The organism is Falsiroseomonas sp. E2-1-a4 (genome assembly GCF_051433165.1).
Taxonomy (GTDB): Bacteria; Pseudomonadota; Alphaproteobacteria; order Acetobacterales; family Acetobacteraceae; genus Falsiroseomonas.
In genome coordinates, this window is record NZ_JBHMFS010000074.1 from 1 (window position 1) to 892 (window position 892).

At 66.6% G+C, this 892-nt stretch carries 1 protein-coding gene; it reads left to right on the forward strand.

Going from position 1 to position 892, the window contains the following annotated elements; translation table 11 throughout:
* Nucleotides 1-36: 36 nt before the first annotated feature.
* Nucleotides 37-872 (forward strand): IS5 family transposase gene (locus ACFHNC_RS24700; RefSeq protein WP_437171889.1). Its coding sequence is split into 2 segments (ribosomal slippage): nucleotides 37-421 and nucleotides 421-872, totalling 837 coding nucleotides; the frame shifts between segments, so codons are not numbered across the junction.
* Nucleotides 873-892 lie beyond the last annotated feature (20 nt).

An 892-nucleotide genomic window follows, 5' to 3' on the forward strand; every position in this document is an offset into this window, starting at 1 on the left:
TTCGCTCGGCTGGATCGATTCGCGGAGGCGTTGCGGATGTGGACGACGGAGAACCGGTCCCGGTATGACCGGCGCGGGCTGCGCTACCCGAGTGACATGACCGATGCGGAGTGGGCGCTGATCGCGGGGATGATCCCGCCGGCGAAGCGCGGTGGCAACGCGCGGACGGTGAACCTGCGCGAGGTGGTCAACGGTCTGCTCTACGTGCTCGGCACCGGCTGCCAGTGGCGTGCGATCCCGAAGGACCTGCCGCCGCGCAGCACGCTGCATGGCTACTTCATGCGCTGGGAGTGGGACGGCACGCTCAATCGGGTCCACCACGCGCTCTATGTGCTGTGCCGCGAGCAGGCCGGGCGCGAGGCCAGCCCGACGGCGGCGATCATCGACAGCCAGAGCGTGAAGGGCGCGGAAAAGGGGGGCCTTCGATCGACCCGCACGGCTACGATGGCGGCAAAAAGATCAAGGGCAAGAAGCGCCACGTCCTTGTCGACACGCTCGGTCTGATGCTGCACGCGGTGGTGCACAGCGCTGGTCTGCAAGACCGTGACGGCGGCGTGCTGGTGATGGCGACCTTGTTCGGGATGTTCCCTTTCCTGCGTAAGCTCTACGCCGATGCCGGCTACCAGGGGCCGAAGTTCCAGGCCGCATTGAAGCGCGTGCTGCGCCAGGCGCAGATCCAGATCGTCAGGCGCTCCGACACAGCGCAGGGCTTCGAGGTGCTGCCCCGGCGATGGGTCGTCGAACGCACCATCGCATGGCTCAACCGATGCCGCCGCCTCGCCAAGGACTGGGAGAACCTCAGCCGCACCGCGCTCGCATTCCTCCGCCTCGCATCCATTCGCCTCATGATGCGAAGGCTCTGCCAACCTTGAAAATGTTCGCGGACCGACTC